This window comes from Bradyrhizobium sp. Leo78 (genome assembly GCF_059512425.1).
In genome coordinates this window covers 145,557-164,118 of the sequence record NZ_JCAMOT010000012.1, presented here as the reverse complement: position 1 = coordinate 164,118, position 18,562 = coordinate 145,557, and the positions used below count along the sequence as shown (strand labels likewise).

The 18,562-nt window shown below is 62.6% G+C and carries 21 protein-coding genes; 15 read left to right on the top strand and 6 right to left on the bottom strand.

Annotation, left to right across the window (positions count from 1 at the left end; all coding sequences use genetic code 11):
* Nucleotides 1-32 precede the first annotated feature (32 nt).
* The 5 genes from AC5ZG1_RS18120 (at nt 33) to AC5ZG1_RS18100 (ending at nt 4,080) form a co-directional block, all read left to right on the top strand.
* Nucleotides 33-1,415, top strand: coding sequence for a CmpA/NrtA family ABC transporter substrate-binding protein (locus AC5ZG1_RS18120; RefSeq protein WP_496133652.1), 1,383 nt, complete (start codon nt 33-35; stop codon nt 1,413-1,415).
* 22 nt (nt 1,416-1,437) lie between these two features.
* On the top strand, nt 1,438-2,277 hold the full coding sequence (gene ntrB, locus AC5ZG1_RS18115; RefSeq protein ID WP_028166373.1) for a nitrate ABC transporter permease: 840 nt from the start codon (nt 1,438-1,440) through the stop codon (nt 2,275-2,277).
* A gap of 4 nt (nt 2,278-2,281) precedes the next feature.
* Nucleotides 2,282-3,208 carry an ABC transporter ATP-binding protein gene (locus AC5ZG1_RS18110; protein WP_496133651.1) on the top strand — a complete coding sequence of 309 codons (927 nt, stop codon included), beginning with the start codon at nt 2,282-2,284 and terminating at the stop codon, nt 3,206-3,208.
* Nucleotides 3,209-3,272: 64 nt separating this feature from the next.
* On the top strand, nt 3,273-3,761 hold the full coding sequence (gene cynS / locus AC5ZG1_RS18105; RefSeq protein WP_456644464.1) for a cyanase: 489 nt from the start codon (nt 3,273-3,275) through the stop codon (nt 3,759-3,761).
* A 130-nt stretch (nt 3,762-3,891) separates the two neighbouring features.
* On the top strand, nt 3,892-4,080 hold the full coding sequence (locus AC5ZG1_RS18100; RefSeq protein WP_455998053.1) for a hypothetical protein: 189 nt from the start codon (nt 3,892-3,894) through the stop codon (nt 4,078-4,080).
* A 212-nt stretch (nt 4,081-4,292) separates the two neighbouring features.
* Here the strand turns inward: AC5ZG1_RS18100 and AC5ZG1_RS18095 are convergent, their stop codons facing one another.
* Nucleotides 4,293-4,616 (bottom strand): DUF1476 domain-containing protein, encoded by a 324-nt coding sequence (locus tag AC5ZG1_RS18095; RefSeq protein ID WP_028166375.1) that lies wholly within the window; start codon nt 4,614-4,616, stop codon nt 4,293-4,295.
* A 334-nt stretch (nt 4,617-4,950) separates the two neighbouring features.
* Here AC5ZG1_RS18095 and purC point away from each other — a divergent pair, with 334 nt between their 5' ends.
* The 5 genes from purC (at nt 4,951) to AC5ZG1_RS18070 (ending at nt 9,330) form a co-directional block, all read left to right on the top strand.
* The gene (gene purC / locus AC5ZG1_RS18090; RefSeq protein ID WP_008974302.1) at nt 4,951-5,718 is read left to right on the top strand and encodes a phosphoribosylaminoimidazolesuccinocarboxamide synthase; all 768 of its coding nucleotides are present in this window, start codon (nt 4,951-4,953) and stop codon (nt 5,716-5,718) included.
* A gap of 16 nt (nt 5,719-5,734) precedes the next feature.
* Nucleotides 5,735-5,974, top strand: a complete 240-nt coding sequence (gene purS / locus AC5ZG1_RS18085) for a phosphoribosylformylglycinamidine synthase subunit PurS (protein ID WP_028166376.1) — start codon at nt 5,735-5,737, stop codon at nt 5,972-5,974.
* Nucleotides 5,974-6,675 carry a phosphoribosylformylglycinamidine synthase subunit PurQ gene (purQ, locus tag AC5ZG1_RS18080; RefSeq protein WP_496133650.1) on the top strand — a complete coding sequence of 234 codons (702 nt, stop codon included), beginning with the start codon at nt 5,974-5,976 and terminating at the stop codon, nt 6,673-6,675. The genes purS and purQ overlap by 1 nt, the downstream gene beginning before the upstream one ends.
* On the top strand, nt 6,672-7,640 hold the full coding sequence (locus AC5ZG1_RS18075) for a tripartite tricarboxylate transporter substrate binding protein BugD (RefSeq protein WP_496133649.1): 969 nt from the start codon (nt 6,672-6,674) through the stop codon (nt 7,638-7,640). Before purQ ends, AC5ZG1_RS18075 begins: the two co-directional genes overlap by 4 nt.
* An 85-nt stretch (nt 7,641-7,725) precedes the next feature.
* The gene (locus AC5ZG1_RS18070) at nt 7,726-9,330 is read left to right on the top strand and encodes an ABC transporter substrate-binding protein (RefSeq protein WP_496133648.1); all 1,605 of its coding nucleotides are present in this window, start codon (nt 7,726-7,728) and stop codon (nt 9,328-9,330) included.
* 15 nt (nt 9,331-9,345) lie between these two features.
* On the opposite strand, the gene AC5ZG1_RS18065 is transcribed toward AC5ZG1_RS18070, so the two are convergent.
* Together AC5ZG1_RS18065 and AC5ZG1_RS18060 are read right to left on the bottom strand one after the other, a co-directional pair.
* On the bottom strand, nt 9,346-10,341 hold the full coding sequence (locus tag AC5ZG1_RS18065; RefSeq protein WP_496133647.1) for a DMT family transporter: 996 nt from the start codon (nt 10,339-10,341) through the stop codon (nt 9,346-9,348).
* A gap of 70 nt (nt 10,342-10,411) precedes the next feature.
* Nucleotides 10,412-10,891, bottom strand: a complete 480-nt coding sequence (locus AC5ZG1_RS18060; RefSeq protein WP_496133646.1) for a PaaI family thioesterase — start codon at nt 10,889-10,891, stop codon at nt 10,412-10,414.
* A gap of 161 nt (nt 10,892-11,052) precedes the next feature.
* Between AC5ZG1_RS18060 and purL the strand changes: the two genes are divergently transcribed.
* A complete protein-coding gene (gene purL, locus AC5ZG1_RS18055; RefSeq protein ID WP_496133645.1) occupies nt 11,053-13,260 on the top strand; it encodes a phosphoribosylformylglycinamidine synthase subunit PurL in 2,208 nt (735 codons plus the stop codon).
* A 120-nt stretch (nt 13,261-13,380) separates the two neighbouring features.
* On the opposite strand, the gene AC5ZG1_RS18050 is transcribed toward purL, so the two are convergent.
* Nucleotides 13,381-14,565, bottom strand: a complete 1,185-nt coding sequence (locus tag AC5ZG1_RS18050) for an acyltransferase family protein (RefSeq protein ID WP_496133644.1) — start codon at nt 14,563-14,565, stop codon at nt 13,381-13,383.
* 173 nt (nt 14,566-14,738) lie between these two features.
* On the opposite strand from AC5ZG1_RS18050, the gene AC5ZG1_RS18045 reads away from it, so the two are divergent.
* A complete protein-coding gene (locus tag AC5ZG1_RS18045; protein ID WP_456644458.1) occupies nt 14,739-15,104 on the top strand; it encodes a hypothetical protein in 366 nt (121 codons plus the stop codon).
* 109 nt (nt 15,105-15,213) lie between these two features.
* Nucleotides 15,214-15,387 (top strand): DUF1328 domain-containing protein, encoded by a 174-nt coding sequence (locus AC5ZG1_RS18040; protein ID WP_028166384.1) that lies wholly within the window; start codon nt 15,214-15,216, stop codon nt 15,385-15,387.
* Nucleotides 15,388-15,512: 125 nt separating this feature from the next.
* Here the strand turns inward: AC5ZG1_RS18040 and AC5ZG1_RS18035 are convergent, their stop codons facing one another.
* The gene (locus tag AC5ZG1_RS18035) at nt 15,513-15,872 is read right to left on the bottom strand and encodes a DUF427 domain-containing protein (protein WP_456644457.1); all 360 of its coding nucleotides are present in this window, start codon (nt 15,870-15,872) and stop codon (nt 15,513-15,515) included.
* 173 nt (nt 15,873-16,045) lie between these two features.
* On the opposite strand from AC5ZG1_RS18035, the gene AC5ZG1_RS18030 reads away from it, so the two are divergent.
* Both AC5ZG1_RS18030 and AC5ZG1_RS18025 read left to right on the top strand, forming a co-directional pair.
* Nucleotides 16,046-16,291 (top strand): BolA/IbaG family iron-sulfur metabolism protein, encoded by a 246-nt coding sequence (locus AC5ZG1_RS18030; RefSeq protein ID WP_028166386.1) that lies wholly within the window; start codon nt 16,046-16,048, stop codon nt 16,289-16,291.
* Between the two features lie 83 nt (nt 16,292-16,374).
* Nucleotides 16,375-17,577: a low temperature requirement protein A gene (locus AC5ZG1_RS18025; protein WP_496133643.1), complete on the top strand. Its 1,203-nt coding sequence runs from the start codon at nt 16,375-16,377 to the stop codon at nt 17,575-17,577.
* Here the strand turns inward: AC5ZG1_RS18025 and egtD are convergent.
* Nucleotides 17,553-18,524: an L-histidine N(alpha)-methyltransferase gene (gene egtD / locus AC5ZG1_RS18020; RefSeq protein WP_456644456.1), complete on the bottom strand. Its 972-nt coding sequence runs from the start codon at nt 18,522-18,524 to the stop codon at nt 17,553-17,555. The two genes, AC5ZG1_RS18025 and egtD, sit on opposite strands and share 25 nt — an antisense overlap.
* Between the last annotated feature and the right edge of the window lie 38 nt (nt 18,525-18,562).

The window sequence follows — 18,562 nt, the reverse complement described above, 5'->3', positions numbered from 1 at the left end:
ATGCACGGCAAACGCCGCGCGCAGGAGGCCCGATGTCCATCTTCGACAATCCATTCGATCCCGATCGCCATCTCCACACCGGTTGCAGTTGCGGCCGCCATCTCAGCGAGGCCGAGCACCGGAATGAGGCGCTGGCGCTGCGCAGCGCGCTCGCGGAAAGCGAGGACAGGCGTTACGAGGGCGTCGTCGCCTCAGCCGTAATGCGCGCGGTGTTTCCGCAGGACGCGACCCGGCGGGCGTTCCTGAAGTCGGTCGGTGCTTCGACGGCGCTTGCGGCGTTGTCGCAGTTCTTCCCGATCAAGGTGGCGACCGAGGTGTTCGCGCAAGGCGCTGCGCCCGAGAAGAAGGACCTCAAGGTCGGCTTTATCCCGATCACCTGCGCGACACCGATCATCATGGCCGCGCCGATGGGCTTCTACGCCAAGCACGGATTGAACGTCGAAGTCATCAAGACCGCCGGTTGGGCTGTCATCCGCGACAAGACCATCAACAAGGAATACGACGCCGCGCACATGCTGTCGCCGATGCCGCTCGCCATCACCATGGGCGTCGGCTCCAACCCGCTGCCCTACACGATGCCGGCGGTCGAGAACATCAATGGGCAGGCGATCACGCTTGCGATCAAGCACAAGGACAAGCGCGATCCCAAGGATTGGAAGGGCTTCAAGTTCGCCGTACCCTTCGACTATTCGATGCACAATTACTTGCTGCGTTATTATCTCGCCGAGCACGGCCTCGACCCCGACGTCGATGTGCAGATCCGCGCGGTGCCGCCGCCGGAGATGGTCGCCAATCTCCGCGCCGACAATATCGACGGCTTCCTCGGGCCCGATCCGATGAATCAGCGCGCGGTCTATGACGGCGCCGGCTTCATCCACATCCTGACCAAGGACATCTGGGAGGGCCATCCCTGCTGCGCCTTCGCGGCATCGAAGGAGTTCGTCACGTCGATGCCGAACACCTATGGCGCGCTCCTGAAATCGATCATCGAGGCCACCGCGTTCGCGCACAAGGCCGAGAACCGCAAGCAGATTGCGGAAGCGATCGCGCCGGCGAATTACCTGAACCAGCCGCAGATCGTGCTCGAGCAGATCCTGACGGGCACCTTCGCGGACGGTCTCGGCAACGTCGTCACGCAGCCGGGCCGCGTCGATTTCGATCCGTTCCCCTGGCAGTCCTTCGCGGTCTGGATCATGACGCAGATGAAGCGCTGGGGCCAGATCAAGGGAGACGTCGATTACAAGGCGGTCGCCGAGCAGGTCTATCTCGCCACCGACACCGGCAAGCTGATGGCCGAGATCGGGCTGACGCCGCCGACCACCACGTACAAGTCGTTCGCGGTGATGGGCAAGACGTTCGATCCCGCTAAGCCCGACGACTATCTCGCCAGCTTCAAGATCAGGAAGGCGTCGTGAGGGCGCTTACGGGGAGAGGGAGATGATGAACTCCCTTCGCCTGCGCGCGGCGATCGTCTCGATCGTGCTGTTCGCCGCCTTCATCGGCGTCTGGCATCTTGCGACCCGCAGCACCGGTCCGGCCACCAACATGAGCCCGGAATACGCGAAGCTGATGGGGCTCACCGCCACGCAAGGCAAATCGGCGATGCCGGGTCCGCTCGATGTCGGCGCCAAATTGTGGGAGCACTTGAGGCGCCCGTTCTACGACAACGGGCCGAACGACAAGGGGCTTGGCATCCAGCTCGCTTATTCGATCGGCCGCGTCGGGCTCGGCTATCTGATTGCGGTCCTGGTCGCGATCCCGCTCGGCTTCCTGATCGGCATGTCGCCGTTGATCAGCCGGGCGCTCGACCCGTTCATCCAGGTCTTGAAGCCGATCTCGCCGCTCGCCTGGATGCCGCTCGCGCTCTACACCATCAAGGATTCGTCGATTTCAGCGATCTTCGTGATCTTCATCTGCTCGGTGTGGCCGATGCTGCTCAACACCGCGTTCGGCGTCGCCGGCGTGCGCAAGGAATGGATCAACGTCGCGCGCACGCTCGAAGTCGGCACCGTCAGGCGCGCCTTCACCGTGATCCTGCCGGCCGCGGCGCCGACGATCCTGACGGGCATGCGGATCTCGATCGGCATCGCCTGGCTCGTGATCGTCGCTGCCGAAATGCTCGTCGGTGGCACCGGCATCGGTTATTTCGTCTGGAACGAGTGGAACAACCTCTCGATCACCAATGTCATCATCGCTATCCTCATGATCGGGATCGTCGGCATGCTGCTCGACCAGATCCTCGCGCGCTTCACGCGCATGGTCACGTTTCCGGAGTAGGGCGATGACCGACAAATTCATCTCGATCGAAGGCATCGCGCGGCGTTATCCGGGCGCGGGAGGCGGCACCACCACCGTGTTCGAGGACTTGTGGCTCGCGATGGCGCGCGGCGAATTCGGCTGCGTGATTGGCCATTCCGGCTGCGGCAAGACCACGGTGCTCAACATCCTGGCAGGCCTCGACGAGCCGAGCGAGGGCGCCGTGATCGTCGACGGGCAGGCGATCGAGGGCACGAGCCTCGACCGCGCCGTGATCTTCCAGAGCCACGCGCTGCTTCCCTGGCGCACCGTGCTCGGCAATGTCGCCTACGCCGTCAGCTCGAAATGGCGCAAATGGGACCGCGCGAAGGTCAAGGCGCATGCGCAGAAGTTCATCGATCTCGTCGGTCTCACCGGTTCGGAGCACAAGCGTCCGTCCGAACTGTCGGGCGGCATGAAGCAGCGCGTCGGCATCGCGCGGGCGCTGTCGATCACGCCGAAGATCATGCTGATGGACGAGCCGTTCTCGGCGCTGGACGCGCTGACGCGCGGCACGCTGCAGGACGAGGTGCGGCGCATTTGTCTCGAGACCGGGCAGACCGCGTTCATGATCACCCACGACGTCGACGAGGCAATCTATCTCGCCGACAAGATCTTCCTGATGACCAACGGCCCGGGCGCCGTGCTGGCCGAGATCGTCGAAAATCCGTTGCCCAAGGGTCGCGGCCGCATAGATCTGCATCGGCATCCCTATTACTACGCGCTCCGCAACCACATCATCGATTTCCTGGTCAGCCGCAGCAAGAGCTTTGCGGCTGATGCCACCGATCACGACCCGCGCAACGTGCCGACGGTGCGGCCGGGTTTGCCTGAATTGGCGATCGCATCGGACGCCGAGCCGCCAACCGAGACGTCATGGCCGGGCCTGTCCCGGCCATCAACGTCTTCCTGAATCCGATCGATAATTTGGATGCCCGGGACAAGCCGGGGCATGACGAGCAGAAGGAGACCCTGACATGAAACGTTCCGACCTCACCGAAAAGCTGCTCGACATCAAGCGCGAGAAGGGCTGGAGCTGGAAATACATCTGCGAGCAGATCGGCGGCTATTCCGAGGTGCTGATAACAGGCGCGATCCTCGGCCAAATGAAGTTGACCAAGCCGCAGGCCGCGAACGCCGGCGAACTGTTCGGCCTGTCCAAGTCGGAAATCGCGATGCTGAACGAGACGCCGATGCGCGGGGAGGGCGTGCCGATGCCGCCGACCGATCCCTTGATCTACCGCTTCTACGAGCTCGTGATGGTCAATGGCCCGGCCTGGAAGGCGCTGATCGAGGAGGAGTTCGGCGACGGCATCATGTCGGCGATCGACTTCGACATGGTGATGGAGCGCCTGCCGAGTCCCAAGGGCGACCGCGTCAAGTTCACGATGTCCGGAAAATTCCTGCCGTACAAATATTACGGCGCCAGCGGCAACGTACCAGAGTACGGGTTCAAAGAGGGATAGACATACGGCGGTTAACGCGGGATGAAGTGGTGCATCGATTTTTCGCGGCATGGGTTCGTCTTGTTGCAATCCAAGGTCGCTATAGACCGGCGCGTCACTTCAACCGCAAGGGTCCGCCATAATGTCGCCGATGCGCCTTCTTCTCCCGGCAGCTATAGGCCTGCTGTTCCTGATCGCTCCTGCTTTCGCCCAGACGCCGGGGCAGCGGATCGTCGTTGAGCAATCCGGCAGCTCTCCGCGCCAGGAGGGGGCGGTGCGGGTTCAGAGCTCGATCAATTTCTTTATCGCCGGTCCGACCGGAGAGGGGGATGAGGCGTAGAAGCTCCGTGAACGCGCGCGCCGCATCGTGTATGAGATGGCGGCGCGCGAATGTGATCTGCTGCGGGAAGTGCTGGCCAAGGACTGCCGGATGGAATCGGTGACCAGCAACATCAACATCAACCGGTAATTTGGTCAGCAGCAGGAGGGCTTGACCATCAACGGCTCGATGAGCTTTCAAACCACGTTGAAATAGCCCCGAGCAGCAGGGGCCTATGCCCCCGCCTTCACCTGCGCCACGGCCTGGACCAGCAGTTCGTCCATCTTGGCGCGGATTTGAGCTTCCGTGATGGCCTCGCCCTTCGCGGTGAGGTCCTTGAAGACCTTCTGCAGCACGTCCTGGTCGCCGGCTTCCTCGAAATCGGCGGCAACCACTTCCTTGGCGTAGGTGTTGGCGGCATCGCCCGCGAGGCCAAGCTTTTCCGCCGCCCACATGCCTAACAACTTGTTGCGGCGCGCCTCGGCCTTGAATTTCTGCTCCTCGTCGAGGGCGAATTTCTTCTCAAAACCTTCCTCGCGCTTATCGAATGTGGTCATCGGTGGTTCCAATTGCTGCTGACGGACGGATGGAGCTTGCGTTGCGGCAGCCCCAGCGGATGCCTAGATAGAAGGGACGAATCGGCAAGACAACGAGCCGTTAAGCCGCAGGCAGAATGGCAGATTTTGGCGCCCTAATCCAAGGCGGATAAGTCGGCCATAAAGGGTCCGGGTCGATTGTGCTGGATGGGCCAATCGGATAGGTTGCCATACGGCTTGGTTCTTGTTCTGTTTGGGGTTCCAGGCTTCCGCGGCAGCTCCGTCGTGGGTCGCGATCCCTAGTCAACCGGAGCACACCAGATTCATGGATTTCAACAAAACACGGTACATCCCAATGAGCCGTCGACGCCGCATTTATGAAGGCAAGGCCAAGGTCCTTTACGAAGGTCCCGAGCCCGGAACCCTCATCCAGCACTTCAAGGACGACGCGACCGCGTTCAATGCCAAGAAACACCAGGTGATCGAGGGCAAGGGCGTCCTCAACAACCGGATTTCGGAGTACCTGTTTCAGCACCTCAATGACATCGGGGTGCCGACGCACTTCATCCGTCGCCTCAACATGCGCGAGCAATTGATTCGCGAGGTCGAGATCGTGCCGCTGGAAGTGGTGGTGCGGAACGTCGCCGCCGGCTCGCTGTCGCAGCGCCTCGGTATCGAGGAAGGTACGCAGTTGCCGCGCTCGATCATCGAATTCTACTACAAGAACGACCAGCTCAACGACCCCATGGTGTCGGAAGAGCATATCACCGCCTTCGGCTGGGCGACGCCGCAGGAGATCGACGACATCATGGCGCTCGCTATCCGCGTTAACGACTTCCTGACCGGGCTGTTTTTGGGCATCGGTATCCGCCTTGTCGACTTCAAGATGGAATGCGGGCGGCTGTTTGAGAACGAAATGATGCGGATCATCGTCGCCGACGAGATCTCGCCCGATTCGTGCCGGCTGTGGGACATCAAGTCGAATGAGAAGCTCGACAAGGACCGTTTCCGCCGCGATCTCGGCGGGCTGCTGGAAGCCTATACCGAGGTGGCAAAGCGGCTCGGCATCCTCATGGAGAACGAGCGGCCGGCGGGCTCCGGTCCGGTGCTGGTGAAGAGCTGAGAGGGGCTAGGTTTAAGTGAAGGCACGCGTCACCGTTACGTTGAAGTCCGGCATCCTCGATCCCCAAGGCAAGGCGATCGAGGGCGCCCTGAAATCGCTCGGCGTCGATGGTGTCGCCAGCGTCCGCCAGGGCAAGGTGTTCGACATCGAGCTCTCCGGCTCCGACCGCGCCAAGGCGGAAGCCGCGCTGAAGGAAGCGGCCGACAGGCTGCTCGCCAATACCGTGATCGAGAATTATCGGGTCGAACTGCTCTGATGAAATCCGCCGTCCTCGTCTTTCCCGGCATCAATCGCGAGCGCGACATGGCGCGGGCGCTCAAGCTCATCTCGGGCAAGGAGCCGGCGATGGTCTGGCATGCCGAGACCTCGCTGCCTGAAGGCACCGACCTCGTCGTGGTGCCCGGCGGCTTCTCCTATGGCGATTACTTGCGCTGCGGCGCGATTGCAGCGCGGGCGCCGATCATGAACGCGGTGCGCGACTACGCCAGTAAGGGCGGTCTCGTGCTCGGCGTCTGCAACGGCTTTCAGATCCTCTGCGAATCCGGCCTGCTGCCGGGCGTGTTGATGCGCAATGCGGGATTGAAGTTCATCTGCCACGACGTGCATCTGCGCGTCGAACGTTCCGACACGCCGTTCACCCGCGGCTACAATGCCGGCCAGGTGATCCGCGTCCCGGTCGCGCATGGCGAGGGCAATTACGAGGCGGATGAAGAGACGATCAAGCGATTGGAAGGCGAGGGACGGGTGCTCTATCGCTACTGCTCGCCGGACGGCGTGGTCGACGAGCGCCACAATATCAATGGCGCCGCGCAATCGATCGCCGGCATCGTCAACGACGGCGGCAATGTGCTCGGCATGATGCCCCATCCGGAAAATCACGTCGAGGACATCATGGGCTGCACCGACGGCCGCGGCCTGTTTGCGGGCCTGGTCCGGCATCTGGAAAAGGCCGCGTGAAGTCGGTCGTCGCGAGGTGGCTCGCGGCGATTGCGTCGCTTTGGTTTGCGACTACGGCGCATGCCCAGGATTTCCCGAAACACCCCATCACCATGATCGTGCCGTTCGCGGCCGGCGGCACCTCCGACGTGATTGCGCGCGTGGTTGCCGAGCAGATGAGCGTGGCGCTGGGGCAGCCGATCGTGATCGAGAATGTCGCGGGCGCCGGCGGCTCGACCGCGCTGTCCCGGGCCGCGCGTGCGGAGCCGGATGGCTACACGATTGCGATCGGCAACGCCGGCACCAGCGCCGCCACCTACACGATCTATCCGAAACTGCCGTTTACGCCGGACTCCTTTGTGCCGTTCGCGGTGGTCGCAAAGACCTTTGGCATCATTGCTTTGCGCAAGGATTTTCCCGCCAAGGATCTGCAGGAGTTCATCGCTTACGCGAAGAAGAATCCCGGCAAGATCAATCTTGGCCATGCCGGCGTCGGCTCCTCGAATTACCTGATCTGCAAGAGTTTTGTGAACGCCGCCGGAATCGACGTGACGCTGGTCGGCTATCGCGGCGCTGCGCCAGCGCTGACGGATGCGATCGGCGGCCAGATCGACGGCGTTTGCGATGCGGCGGCCTCGGTGTCGCAGGCGATCAACGAGAAGCTGGTGAAGGGACTCGTGGTCGGCTCGACCGTGCGGCTTGCGACGCTGCCTGATCTGCCGACCTCGGCAGAAGCAGGCCTGCCCGAATTCGAGGCGCAGGGCTGGAACGGGTTATTCGCGCCAAAGGGTACGCCGCCCGAGATCATCGCCAAATTGAACGCCGCGGCGCGGACCGCCGTGGAGAGCGAGGCGGTGAAAAAACGCTTCACCGATCTGTCGACGGTTGCGCCCGACGCCAACGAGCATGCGCCGGACGTGCTGCAACAGCTCGTCGCGCGCGATGTCGAGAAATACAAGAAGCTGCTGGCGGACGACCAGAAATAGGCGGCCCGCTCTGCTGGCCTGAAACTTGCCCGTACTCCCCCGATCCAGGCACGGATCTTTCCGATCGTTGGGCGGGAGGACTTTTATGCTTATTCGCAAGGCTTGCTGCACGTTCACGCTCACCGCTGCGCTGCTTTCGTCGCATGCGGCAATGGCCGAAACCACGCTGCGCATCGGCATGACGGCATCCGATATCCCCACGGCGACCGGGCTGCCGAACAACGGCTTCGAAGGAATGCGCTTTCTCGGCTACCCGATCTTCGAGGGATTGGTGCTGTGGGATTTGACCAGGACCGACAGATTGGCCGGTTTGCGTCCGGGGCTAGCAGAGAAATGGGAACAGGATCCCGAGAACAACAAGACCTGGATCTTCCATCTGCGCCATGGCGTCAAATTCCACGACGGCACGGATTTCAATGCGGATGCCGTGATCTGGAATCTCGAGCGCTATTTCAACACGTCCAGCCCGCAATTCGAGGCCGCCAGTTCGGCGATGTCGCGAGCGCGCGTTCCCGTGATGGGCAGCTACAAGAAGATCGATGCCTTCACGGTCGCCATCACCACGACCAAGCCGGCGTCCTATTTCCCCTACATGGCGGTCTATCTTCTGTTCACATCGCCGGCTTCGTTCGAAAAGGCGGGGCGGGATTGGGCCAACGTCGCGACTTTGCCCGCGGCCGGTACTGGACCGTTCCGCATCACCAAGGTCGTGCCGCGTCAGGAGGCGGATCTCGCGCGCTGGGATGGGTATTGGGACGCGAGCAAAAGGGCGAAGGTCGACAACGTCGTGCTCATGCCGATCCCTGAAGCGAACTCGCGCTTGGCCGCGCTTCGCTCCGGTCAGGTCGACTGGATCGAGGTGCCGCCGGCCGACGGCGTCGCTTCGCTGAAATCGGCGGGCTTCACCATCACCACCGGCTCCTATCCCCATGTCTGGCCGTGGTTCTACAATATCGGCGCGACCAACAGCCCCTTCAAGGACGTGAAAGTCCGCCAGGCCCTGAACTATTGCATCGACCGGGAAGGGCTCGTGGCGCTCCTCAACGGGACTGCGGAGCCTTCGGTGGGGTGGCTCAAGGCCAGCGACCCCGATTTCGGCTCGCCAGCCAACCGCTACAAGTTCGACCCCGCCAGGGGCAAGGCGCTGCTTGCCGAGGCCGGATACACGCCGGCGAAGCCATTGTCCTTCAAGATGCTGATCTCGAATTCCGGTTCGGGCCAGATGCTGCCTTTGCCGATGAACGAATTCCTGCAGCAAAACCTGAAAGAGGGGTGCGGTGTGAACGTGGCCTTCGACGTGATCGAATGGCAGGTTCTGTTGACCGCCGCGCGGGCGACGCCGGATAGTCCCACTTTGCAGGGCGCCATGGGGCTCAATATCTCCTCGCCATCCTCCGATGCCGGCATCATGGCGCGCTATTTCTCGTCCGAGAATTTTTCGCCGAACGGGTTCAATTTCGAGCAGTGGAAGGACCCTGAGTTCGACGATGCGCTCAAGACGATCTCGGAGGCCACCGACCCCAAGGTGATCGCTGCCGCCTATCGCAAGGCGCATGAACGCCTCGTCGACAACCCGCCCTGGCTCTACATCGTGCACGATCTCAACCCGCGCGCGATGAGCCCGAAGGTCAAGGGATTCGTCTCGCCGCAATCGTGGTTCGTCGATCTGACCCTGGTGAGCCTGCAGTAAAGGCTTTCGAGGCCCTCAGCCCCTCAGCCGCATCCGCAGCCAGTTTAGGCCGAGCCTGTAACGGTCGCCCGGAACGGTCATCGCGGCTACGCCCGCCATGACGAGCACAAGCCCGAGGGTGAGGTTCGAGGGTACGGCTTCGCCGAGCAGCACCACCGACAGGCCAACGCCGATCGGGATGCGCAGGTAGCCTTGCGCGTTGGTAATCAGCGTGCCGAGGCGGGAGAGGCACATGTAGAACAGCATCAGGCCGATCGCGCTGGAGAAGATGCCCATGGTCGTGACGGCGGCGAGCGCCTGCGGCGTCGGATGCAGCGTCCACGGATGTTCGACGACGATGGCGGCTGGCAGCAGCACGAGGCCGCCGAACAACAGCGAGCCGGCGGCAACCACCATCGGGTCGTAGTCGGACAGGCGCAGGCCGAAGATCGTGGCACACGCAAAGGAGATGGTGGCGAGCAGGATCGCCATCTCGGCAAAGATCTCGCTGCCGAGGCCACCGAGCGCATCGAGACCGATGATCACGGCGGTGCCAGCGAGGCCAAGGATCGCCCCAGCGAGCTTCAACAGCGTCGCCGGCTCATGCCGCGTGATGGCCCAGGTGATCAGGAAGGCAAAAATCGGCGTGGTCGAGGCGAGCACCACGGTGGGAGCCGCCGCCACATATTGCTGCGCCCAGGTGATCACCAGGAACGGGACTGTCGAGTTGATGGTCTGCTGGAAGGCAAACAGCTTCCACGCCTTGGCGTCGGTCGGAATGCGACGGCCGCGGATGCGCAGGATCACCAGGAGGAACAGCGCCGCGATCAGGGAGCGGGCGGAGATGAAGGTGATCGGCGGGATCGAGCCGAGACCGATCTTGGTCAAGGGATAAGTCGAACTCCAGCAGCAGGCGAGCGCGAGCAGCAGCGCATAATCCTGCCAGCGATGGTGCGGCCGCTTCAGCGCTGATCGTGCAGACGTCTCCACGGCAGCCGTCACGCTACCCGTCCTTAATGTGCTCTTCGGCACCTCTTGCTCCCGGCGCATTGGCGCGCTGGAGCCAGTCTTAGCCTGAGAGCGCAAAAAGGAAAGGCGGGAGCTATGCGCTGGCCTCAAGCGGCGCCTTCAGCTTCACCCGCTTGATCGTCCCGGAGAAGGTGAACAGCGAGCGCTCACCCGTTTTCAGCATGCCGCGCAGGAAGATCAGCGAACCGCCCGCGCGGGTCACTTCGCCCACGCATTCGACCAATTCGCCCTCGCGTGCCGCGTCGAGGAATTCGCAGGAGAATGCCACCGTCACGCCCGGGCCTTCCAATTCGGCCGAGGCGATCGCGAACAGGCAGTAGTCCGCAAAGGCCATGAAGCAGCCGCCATGGACGTTGCGCATGCCGTTGAGATGCTTTTTCTCCACCCGGAACGCGCACTGCACGCGGCCGTTCTCATCCATCCGGTGCCAGAACGGGCCGATATGGCTCTCGAAACTGTCCCGGATCCAGGTGCGCCAGCCCTTGAATTCGCCCTCGGTCGCGACATGCAGGTCGGGGCGGCGGAGGAATGCAGTCTTGGAGAGCTCGTTCACGCTGGCAGGCTTTCAAAATTGAGTTCCGGTCCTTAAATCCGATCCTGTCCGTTTGTGCAAATTCGTCAGCCCGCGGCCCGCCGCCGCAAAGCTCTGGACAGGGCGGAAAAGCGCCATAAAAGGCCTTTGCCCGCACCGCCGATCTACCTAATAAGGGACCCATGAACGAGCCCCAGATCACCCCCGAACTCGTCGCCGCCCACGGGCTCAAGCCTGACGAGTATGAGCGCATCCTGAAATTGATCGGGCGGGTGCCGAGCTTCACCGAGCTCGGAATCTTCTCGGCGATGTGGAACGAGCATTGCTCGTACAAGTCCTCGCGCATCCATCTGCGCGGACTGCCCACGAAAGCGCCATGGGTGATCCAGGGGCCCGGCGAGAATGCCGGCGTGATCGACATCGGCGACGGCCAGGCCGTGGTCTTCAAGATGGAGAGCCACAACCACCCGAGCTATATCGAACCCTATCAGGGCGCGACCACTGGCGTCGGTGGCATTTTACGCGATGTGTTCACGATGGGTGCGCGGCCCCTCGCCTGCCTCAATGCGCTGAGCTTTGGCGCGCCGGAGCATCCGAAGACGCGCCATCTCGTCTCGGGCGTGGTCGCCGGGGTCGGCGGCTACGGCAATTCCTTCGGCGTGCCGACGGTCGGCGGGCAGGTTCGCTTCCACACCCGCTATGACGGCAACATCCTGGTCAATGCGATGGCGGTCGGTCTCGCTGACGCCGACAAGATCTTCTATGCGGCGGCCTCCGGCGTGAACATGCCGATCGTCTATCTCGGCTCGAAGACCGGCCGCGACGGCATCCATGGCGCCTCGATGGCCTCGGCCGAGTTCGACGACAATTCCGAGGAGAAGCGGCCGACCGTGCAGGTCGGCGATCCCTTCGCGGAGAAGCTGTTGCTCGAGGCCTGCCTCGAGATCATGGAAAAGGGCTGCGTGATCGCGATCCAGGACATGGGCGCGGCGGGGCTCACCTGCTCGGCGGTCGAGATGGGCGCCAAGGGCGATCTCGGCGTCGATCTCGATCTCGACGCGGTGCCGACACGCGAGACCGGCATGAGCGCCTACGAGATGATGCTCTCGGAAAGCCAGGAGCGCATGCTCATGGTCCTCAAGCCCGAGAAGGAGCAGGAAGCCGAGGCGATCTTCCGCAAATGGGGCCTCGATTTCGCGGTGGTCGGCTACACCACGCCGACCAAGCGGTTCGTTGTCAAGCATGGCGGCGACGTCATGGCGGATCTGCCGATCAAGGAGCTTGGCGACGAGGCGCCGGTCTACGACCGCCCGCACACGGCTTCCGCCGCGCAGCCCGTGATCCATGCGCGCGACGTCGAGGCGCCGCTTGGCATTCCGCAGGCGCTGGAGAAGCTGATTGGCACGCCCGAGCTGTGCTCGAAGCGCTGGGTGTGGGAGCAATACGATCACGTCATCCTGGGCAACACCGTGCAGCGCCCCGGCGGCGATGCGGCTGTTGTCCGCGTGCAGGATGGGCCGAAGGGGCTTGCGATGACGGTCGACGTGACGCCGCGCTATTGCGAGGCCGATCCTTATCAGGGCGGCAAGCAGGCAGTGGCGGAAGCCTGGCGCAACATCACCGCGGTGGGCGGCAAGCCGCTCGCGATCACCGACAATCTCAATTTCGGCAATCCTGAGCGGCCCGAGATCATGGGCCAGTTCGTCGGCTGCCTGCAGGGCATTTCCGAAGCTTGCCGCGCGCTGGACTTCCCGGTCGTTTCCGGCAACGTCTCGCTCTACAACGAGACCAACGGCCGCGCCATTCTGCCGACGCCCTCGATCGGTGGTGTCGGCGTGCTCGACGATTTCGCCAAGTCCGCGACGCTCGCGTTCAAGGCGGAAGGCGAGGCGATCCTCTTGATCGGCGAGACCCATGGCTGGCTCGGCCAGTCCGTCTATCTGCGCGACATCTGCGGCCGCGAGGAGGGCGCACCGCCGCCGATCGATCTCGCCGCCGAGAAGCGTAACGGCGATGTCGTGCGCGGGATGATCCACGGTGGTACCGCGACCGCGGTGCATGACATCTCCGACGGCGGGCTGTTGATCGCGCTCGCCGAGATGGCGATCGCAAGCGGCATCGGCGCGCGGTTGTTGGCAGCACCGACGGCGCTGGTGCCGCACGCCTACTGGTTCGGCGAAGATCAGGCGCGCTATATCGTTACCGTACCGGAGGCTGACGCCGGCCGTGTGCTTGCGAAGATGCGGGGTTGCGGCATGCCGTGCGCGCGCATCGGCACCACCGGCGGCGACGCGATCTCAATCGTAGGCGAAACGCCGGTGGCGATCACGACGCTGAACGAAGCGTTCGAGCGCTGGTTGCCGGCCTATATGAGCGGCAAGGCGGCGTAGGGGCGCCGCGTTCTATCCGCTGTCATTGCGAGCGGAGCGAAGCAATCCATGTCGCCACTTGTGGAGCTATGGATTGCTTCGTTGCTGTCGCTCCTCGCAATGACGGCGGAGAGGGCGGCGTCACAACACGTGCTTCGCGCCTGGAATCTTCCGCAAGCCCGCCGTCGCCGCCCAGCTCAGCAGCACCGTCAGCACAAACGCGATGGCCGCCTTCACGATCGCCGGCCAATTGAAATCAAACATCCAATATTGCAGCCAGAGCACGATCGGATAGTGCACCAGGAACATGCCATAGGCATCAGGCTGCATCGGATCGAGGATGCTCCGGCCGGATTGTTTGAATCGCAGGAAATAGGCCAGGATCACGAACATGATGGCGACGCTGAAGGAAGCGAAGAAGAGACCGTAGGTCGCCTCATACCAGTCCGGCAGACGTACCGGATTGCCCAGGATTTCGCGCTTGATGTAAATCAGCACCCACATCAGGCAATACGGAACCAGCGCCACGACCGCCCAGCCCCAGCTACTCTTCGCAAGCCGGCCGTCTGCAGCCAGCAGACCGCGATCCAAATACATGGCGCCTATGCCTGCACCGAAAAAGAAGTAGGTCGCATAGAGCAGCACGCGGCCGTGCTGGACCGAGAACGGTCCGAACTCGAACCAGCTCCCTGCCCCAAAGTGAACGCGCCCCGGAATGTAGAGCACGGCAGTGACCGCGAGCATGACCACGAAGAACAGGGTGGGCCGTTCGCGCCCCTGCAGCGACAGGCGATTGATCGGATCGATGATTTTGGGTGACAGCAGATACGCCGCGCTCGCAACGAGGTCGAAGGCGAGCAAGATCCAGAGAAACCAGATCGGGCCGCTCGGCCACGGCCCGACGGTGATTGTTTTCCACCAGAACTCGGAGAAGCTCAGATCCGGAGTTTGACGCAGCGCAAAGGAGTAGTAGGCCAGCGGAATGAGCGTGAACGCGCAGATCACGAAGGGCAGGCCAAGTCGAACCAGGCGATCGAGCAAGTATTGCACCGGCCCCTTCCGAGACAGGCCCGGCCACACGAACAGTCCCGACAGGAAGAAGAACATCGCCATGAAGAAGCTGTCGGTGGCGAGCACGATCATGTCGAAAACGATCGAGTACTTGGGATCGGTGTGTCCGAAATACGTATAGGGAATCACCGAGTGATGCAGCAGCACGACCAGCGTCAGGAACGTGCGGGTACGATCGAGCGCGGCGTTGCGCGCTTTTGCTTTCGGTGCAGCGTGAGCTTCCGCGGTCGCCATGGTGTGGGAGATCGAGCTCATATGCGCCCCCCTCTCAGAGGTGATCGGTGGTGATGTTGCAATCCGGAACCGGATTGGGCAAGGCCCAATCGCTGCAATCCGGAAACGTCGATGTGATTGCACGGTCGCCGAAACAACGGAACGAGGCGATTCACGGCACGTTGGTGCGGCCGCATGCAACGCGGAGAGTTATCATGCGACACAAATTGCATCTATCGGTCGTCATCGCGATGTCATTGATGACGGTGTCATCGGCCGCCTTCGCGCAAGCTCCAGGCGGCGGCGGCACCGGGGCAGCGCAGCAGGCCGGTGGCAGCACGCCTCCACCGGCGGCCACACCTACCAACCCGGGATCGGCCGGCATCTCGGCGGCGCCCGGCGGGCAGTCGAGCTCCACCACCGGAATGGGCACCGGCGGAACGTCCACCACGAATCCATCCCTGCACCAGCCAGGCACGCGCAGCACATCGCCAGGTGCAGCCGGGACCGGTCTGCCGCCGAACGGCATCCCGGAAGACGATGCCATTCCGTCCGGTTCTTCCGGGTCCATCGAACGGTAGAGGAAGCTTGCAGGGTCAAGCGGGGCGGCGATCAATTCGCCGCCTCACTGCTTTGGAACTCGCGCTATCGCCCGAGGTTACCCCCGCGAAATAGCTGGAGAAGAGGGCGATGACGTTACTGAAATGGGCGCTGATTTTTCTTGTGGTGTCGATTATAGCCGGCTTGCTCGGCTTCACTGGCATATCGGCAGCCTCCGCCGATATCGCGCGGGTATTGTTCTATATTTTTGTCGTGATCTTCCTGGTGCTCCTGATACTCGGGCTCACGATATTCAGGGCGTAGTATTGAGCAGCGTCGTCGTCATGCCCCGGGGCTCGCCTGGGCATCCACGTCCTCTTGCCGGGGAAGCGGCAGCGTGGTGGATGGCCGGGTCAGGCCCGGCCATGACGAGACCTTGTCTTCCGCGCTTACGCCACTTCCTCGATCGTGACCTTGTCCGGATAGAACGCCAGGTGACCGGCGATTTCCTTCATCGCCGGGAAGGGCGTCTCATAGGTCCAGATCGAATTCTCCAGCGTCTTGCCGTTGGCATTGATGCTGAAATAGTTCGCATCGCCCTTGTAGGGGCAATGTGTGGTCCGCTCGGTCCGGGAGAGCAGGGCCATGTTGGCGTCTTCCCGCGGGATGTATTGCACGGCAGGATAGCTGGCTTCCTTCAGGGTCAGCGCATGGGTGGAGTCGGCGATGACGACGTCCCCCGCCCGGACGCGGATGCGCTTGGGATTGGAGGCAATCGTGATCGGATGGTCGGGACCTGGGAGTTTCATGATTCTGCGCCTTTTTTGGTCAGTTCGTTGTGACCGAATGATGCAGCTAAAACGATTGGAAGCGGTATATAGTGGCTGATAGGATGAGCTAGAAGAGCGCAATCGCTAGGTTTTGCTCCGTGTGGCCGGCCATGCCGGCCGCGATTTGAACGTCGAAATGGAGGTGTACTGGGATGCCGATGGACGCCCGCGATATCGAATCCATGATCAAGGCAGCCATTCCCGATGCCGTGGTGACGATCCGCGACCTGGCCGGAGACGGCGACCATTACGCGGCAACGGTGATCTCGGAATCTTTCCGCGGCAAGTCCCGTGTCCAGCAGCACCAGATCGTCTACCAGTCTCTCAAGGGACAGATGGGCGGCATACTGCACGCATTGGCGCTGCAGACCGGGGTGCCTGGCGGGCCCGAGGCCTGATCATCTCGTTAGATCATGATCCGATTGGACGGAATCGGATCATGACCTCATCTCTTTGTTTGAGCATGCTGTAGGGGGCACCGATGGCTGCGGAGAACCGACGCGGCGCGATGTTTCGCGTCGTCGTGCCACATCAGCACAGCCGCGTCACCTATGTCGAACTGTTCTTCGATCTGGTGTTCGTGTTCGCGGTCACGCAGATCTCGCACACGCTGCTGCATCATTTCACGCCGATCGGCGCGGTCCAGGTCACGCTGCTGTTCCTCGCGGTCTGGTGGGTCTGGGTCTTCACGGCCTGGGTAACCAACTGGCTCAATCCGGAACTGACGCCGGTCCGCATCCTCTTGTTCCTGATGATGCTCGGCGGCCTCGTGCTGTCGACCACGATTCCGACGGCCTTTGAAGGCCGCGGCCTGTGGTTCGCCATCGCCTATGTGGTGATGCAGGTCGGTCGTACCGCATTCTGGTTCCTCTCGACCCCGCACCACTGGACGGCGGTGCGCCACAATGCCATCCGCATCCTGGCCTGGCTCTCCACGTCCGCGGTGTTCTGGATCCTCGGCGGCCTTGCCGAGGGTGAGTCGAGGCTATGGCTGTGGATCATCGCGGTCGTGATCGAATATGTCTCGCCGGCAGCGCGGTTCTGGATCCCGGGGTTGGGGCCGTCCTCGCTTGAGGCTTGGGCGGTCGAAGGCGGCCATATGGCCGAGCGCTGCGCCCTTTTCATCATCATCGCGCTCGGCGAGGCTGTTGTCGTCAACGGAGCGACCTTTGCCGAACTGAGCTGGACCACCGAGATCGTGCTGGCCTTCGTGTCCTCCCTGGTCGCCAGCATCGCGATGTGGTGGATCTATTTCCACAAGGGCGCCGAGGCCGGCTCAGAACTGATCTCGACATCGGCCGAATCAGGGAAACTGGCGCGCCTTGCCTACACCTATCTGCACATGCCGATCGTCGCCGGCATCATCCTGACGGCGGTGTCGGACGAGTTGGTGCTGAAGCATCCCAGCGGTCATTCCGATCTCAAGACAATCTTGAGCACGATCGGCGGCCCGCTTCTGTTCCTGGTCGGGACGATCCTGTTCAAGCTCTCGATTCGGGGCTTTCTGCAGCTCTCCCACATCGTCGGCATCCTCGCTCTGCTCGCGGTGGGCTGGTTCGGAAGCGAGCTGTCGCCGCTATGGCTCTCGCTCCTCACGACCGCGATCATGATCGTGGTCGCGGTGTGGGAATCGGTGTCGCTGCGCTCGGCTTCGGAATCTCATTCCGAAGCGACCAGCGCGTGAACCGAGAACATCTTTGCCGCGTCGGTCCAGGACTGCCGCACCGTCCAGCCCGAGCTTCGGGCCAGCTCCGTGAACCGTTCCAGCGAATATTTGTAGCTGTTCTCGGTGTGAATGCTCTCGCCGGGACGGAACGAAAAGGTGTTGCCGAGGACCCGTACGCTCTGCGCCTTGCGGCTGATCAGGTGCATCTCGATCCGGTGGCGGTCGCGGTTGTAGATCGAGCGATGGGAGAAGGCGGAGAGATCGAAATTGCCGCCGAGCTCGCGGTTGATCCGCACCAGCACATTCAGATTGAAGCGCGCCGTGACGCCGGCTGAATCATTATAGGCGTTGTACAGCACGCGCTCGTCTTTCTCGAGGTCGACGCCGATGATCATCTGCGCGCCCGCACCTAAGATTTCACGCGCGGTGCGCAGGAGATCGGTGGCTTCGTGCGGCTCGAAATTGCCGATCGTCGATCCCGGGAAGAAGCCGACTTTCGGCATCCCGGCGATCTCGGCCGGCAGCGTGAACGGGGCGGTGAAGTCGGCCGCGACCGGATAAACGCGCAGGCCGGGAAAGTCCTTGCGCAGGCCTTCCGCCTGCGCATTCAGGAAATCGCCTGATATGTCGACGGGCACGTAGGCGCCGAATTCGCAGTGCTCGAGCAACAGGCGCACCTTGGTGGTCGCACCCGCGCCGAACTCGACCAGCGCGGCGCCCGCAGGGATGATCGCGGCGATCTCGGCCCCGCGATCGCGCAAGATGCCGAGCTCGGTGCGGGTCGGGTAGTATTCCGGCAGCACCGTGATCTGCTCGAACAGCTCCGAGCCGGTCGCGTCATAGAAATATTTGGGCGACAGGTGCTTGGGATGTTGCGCGAGATGTCCGATGACATCTTCGGCAAAGGCTGCGGTCTGTTCGTCAAAGGCATAGGCCTTGGCTAAAGCGCGGGCATGCACATTCATGATACTCTCCTGAACGCGCCTTCCCGCGCGCTATGATT